Origin of the sequence: Caulobacter sp. HMWF025, assembly GCF_003060965.1 — a bacterium.
Taxonomy (GTDB): domain Bacteria; phylum Pseudomonadota; class Alphaproteobacteria; order Caulobacterales; family Caulobacteraceae; genus Caulobacter.
Window position 1 is genome coordinate 6479 of the sequence record NZ_QAII01000154.1, and the last position, 3396, is coordinate 9874.

At 70.0% G+C, this 3396-nt stretch carries 5 protein-coding genes; all 5 read left to right on the top strand.

Annotation, left to right across the window (positions count from 1 at the left end; all coding sequences use genetic code 11):
• Positions 1-814: glutamate-5-semialdehyde dehydrogenase (locus DBR10_RS16300; protein ID WP_233243449.1), on the top strand; the 814-nt coding region annotated here is incomplete at its 5' end.
• Positions 780-1436, top strand: a complete 657-nt coding sequence (locus DBR10_RS16305; protein ID WP_108556518.1) for a nicotinate-nucleotide adenylyltransferase — start codon at positions 780-782, stop codon at positions 1434-1436. The genes DBR10_RS16300 and DBR10_RS16305, both read left to right, overlap by 35 nt.
• 95 nt (positions 1437-1531) lie before the next feature.
• A complete protein-coding gene (rsfS, locus tag DBR10_RS16310) occupies positions 1532-1966 on the top strand; it encodes a ribosome silencing factor (protein ID WP_199223608.1) in 435 nt (144 codons plus the stop codon).
• Between the two features lie 55 nt (positions 1967-2021).
• Positions 2022-2486: a 23S rRNA (pseudouridine(1915)-N(3))-methyltransferase RlmH gene (gene rlmH / locus DBR10_RS16315; RefSeq protein WP_108556519.1), complete on the top strand. Its 465-nt coding sequence runs from the start codon at positions 2022-2024 to the stop codon at positions 2484-2486.
• A gap of 17 nt (positions 2487-2503) precedes the next feature.
• Positions 2504-3396, top strand: an 893-nt coding sequence (locus DBR10_RS16320) for a murein hydrolase activator EnvC family protein (protein WP_233243451.1), incomplete at its 3' end; no start/stop codon positions are given.

Genomic DNA, 3396 nt, shown 5'->3' on the forward strand with positions numbered 1-3396 from the left:
CGGATCCGAGTGCCTGGCCTCGAGCCTCGCCATTCATGCCGCCATCGTCCGGGGCCTGGTGTCGGCCGGTCTGCCCGCCACGGCGGTCCAGGCCGTGGCCACCGCCGACCGCGCCGCCGTCGGGGCCATCCTCTCGGGCCTCAACAAGACCGTCGACCTGATCATTCCGCGCGGGGGCAAGAGCCTGGTCGCCCGGGTCCAGGCCGAGGCGAGGGCGCCGGTGCTCGGTCACCTCGAAGGCCTCAACCACGTCTTCGTCCATGCCGCCGCCGACCCGAAAAAGGCCGCCGAGATCGCCCTGAACGCTAAGATGCGGCGGGTGTCGGTCTGTGGCTCGGCCGAGACCCTGCTGGTCGATCGGGCCGGCGCAGCCCGCCTGCTGCCGCCGATCGCCGACCTGCTGATCCGCGCCGGCTGCGAGCTGCGTGGCGATGCGGCCGCCCGGGCCATCGAGCCCGACATGAAGCCGGCCGTCGAGGCAGACTGGACGACCGAATATCTGGCCCCGATCCTGTCGGTGGCCGTGGTCGACGGTGTCGACGGGGCCGCCGCCCATATCGCCCGCTACGGCTCGGGCCATACCGACGCCATCGTCACCGAGGACGAGGCCGCCGCCGAAGCCTTCGCCGCCCAGGTCGACAGCGCCATCGTGTTGGTCAATGCCTCGACCCAGTTCGCCGACGGTGGCGAGTTTGGATTTGGCGCGGAGATCGGCATCGCCACCGACAAGCTACATGCCCGCGGTCCGGTAGGGGCCGAGCAACTGACGACATTCAAATATGTGGTTCGCGGGACCGGCCAGACTCGTCCCTGAGGCCGGGCGCCCCGGTGCGCAGCGTCTCGGCTTCCATCTGGAACCCGGGATGCGCGTCGGGCTGTTCGGGGGCTCGTTCAATCCGGCGCACGAGGGTCACGCCCACGTCGCCGAGACGGCCCTGCATCGCCTGAACCTCGACAAGGTGATCTGGCTGGTCTCGCCGCAAAACCCGCTGAAGTCTTCGGCCGAGACCAGGCCCCTGGCCGAGCGTCTGGCCGGGGCCCGCCGCCATGCCCGCGGCAATGCCATGATCGTTTCGGACGCCGAAACCCGGCTGGGTTCACAATACACCATCGACACCCTGCGGGTGCTGCGGGCCCGTTATCCGGGCGTGAAGTTCGTCTGGGTGATGGGGGCCGACAGCCTGGCCACCTTCCACCGCTGGCGGGGCTGGACCCAGATCATGCGCGAGGTGCCGGTGGCGGTGATCTCGCGGCCCTGGGCAGCGCTGAAGTCGCGGACCTCGCCCGCCGCCCGCCGCTTTGCCCACGCTCGCAAGCCTGCCAGCGCGGCTGCGACCCTGCCTGACGCCACGGCCCCGGCCTGGGTCTATCTGACCGGCCCGCTGAACTTTGCCTCATCGACGGCGATGCGCGAGCGGCTCAACAAGGCGACCTGAGTCGCGTCATTTCCGCCTCTTTCACGCAACCCCTCACGTTTCCGACTCATCCGTGCTATGAGGGGGATCCGCGCGACCCCATAAGGAGCATTCCGCTGCGTAGCGACCCCGCGCAAATTGCGCAGGAAGATACGGTTTCCACCGAGTCTTCCACTCAACATCCCGGCCTGACGCCGGACCTGAACATCAAGGCCCTCGAGACCCTGATCCTGTCCCGTCTGGACGACGACAAGGCGCAGGACATCGTTCACATCGACCTGGCGGACAAGAGCTCCGTGGCCGACAGCCTCATCGTGGCGTCCGGCCGCTCGCACCGTCACGTCGGCGCCCTGGCGGATCACATCCTCCGCGCCCTCAAGGAAAACGGCTTCGGCAAGGCGCGGGTCGAAGGCCTGCCGCACTGCGACTGGGTTCTGATCGACGCCGGCGACGTGGTGGTTCACCTGTTCCGCCCCGAAGTGCGCAGCTTCTACAATATCGAGAAGATCTGGGCGGTTGACGCCCCGCACCGCATGCCTGCGGCCAACTGATCTTCCTGTCCCGGGTCATGGTCTGCATCGCAGGCGGTGACCCGGGTCCGGTCCCATGAAGATAACCCTCCTCACTGTCGGAAAACTCGGCCGCATGGTCGAGGCGCAGCTGGCCCTGGACTACGCGTCCCGGGCCACGGCGTCGGGCCGTGCCCTGGCGCTGGGTCCGGTCGAGATCGTCGAGGTCGAGGCCCGCAAGCCCGGCAAGGCCGCCGAGGCCGAGGTGCTGCGCCCGCATCTGGAGGGCGCGCACGTGATCGCCTGCGACGAGCACGGCAAGGTGCGGCCCAGCCGGGCCTTTGCCGAGCATCTGGCCCGCCTGCGCGATGACGGCACCCGCCGCGTCGTCTTCCTGATCGGCGGGGCGGACGGTCTTGACCCCTCGATCCTGGCCGGGGCCCACGAGACCATGGCCTTCGGACCCCAGACCTGGCCCCATGCCCTGGCCCGGGCCATGCTGGCCGAGCAGGTCTATCGCGCCGCCACCATCCTGTCGGGCTCGCCCTACCACCGCGATTAGGGTTATGAGCGAGGGAGATGTCCGTCCGCCGCTCCACCGCTTTTCTGTCCGTACTCGTCCTGGTCGCCCTGCTGTCGGCCGCCGGGGTCGGGCTGGCGCGCCAGACCGCCGAGCAGCGGGCCCGCGACCGGCAGTCGGCCCTCGATACCCGCCGCGAGATTGAGGATCTGCGGGCCGAGCTGTCCCAGCTGGACCATGCCCGGCTGGCGGCCGGCGAGGATGTCGACCTCAAGCGCGCCCGGCTGGAAGCCCTCAATGCCCGCGAGGTCCGGGTCCTGGCGGCGCTGGGCCGCGATCGCCATCAGATGGCCCGCCTGCTGTCGGCCCTGCAGCTGTTCCGGCGCGATCCGCCGCCGGCCCTGCTGGTCAGCCCCGGTGATGCTCGCGATGCGGTTCGGGCCGCCATTCTGGTTCGCGCCATGACCCCCGACCTGCAGCGGCGCGCCGACGGCTATGCCCGTCAGGCCTCGGCCGTGGGCGTGCTCCGCCGCGAGGCCGCAGCCGCCGCAGCCGAACTGTTCACGGCCGAAAGCGTGGTGGCTGATCGCAAGGGCGAAATCGAGCGCCTGATCGTCGAAAAGACCCGCCTCGAACGCGCCTATGCCCAGCAGGCCCTGGCCGAGGCCAGCGAATTGCGCACGCTCGGGGCCCTGACCGATGGCCTGAGCCCGGCGATTCCGACCGGTCCCCTGACCCTGTCGCGGCCGGTGCCCGGCGCGGTGACGCGCCGGTTCGGCGAAACCCTGCCGGCGGGCGGGCGTTCGAACGGTCTGGCGTTCCGCACGGAAAAGGGGCGAGCGGTGATGAGTCCAGCGGCGGGGACAGTAGAATATGCCGGGGCGCTGAACGGATGGGGCGTCGTCTTGATCCTGCGGGCCCAGGGGGCCTACCATGTGGTGCTGGCGGGCCT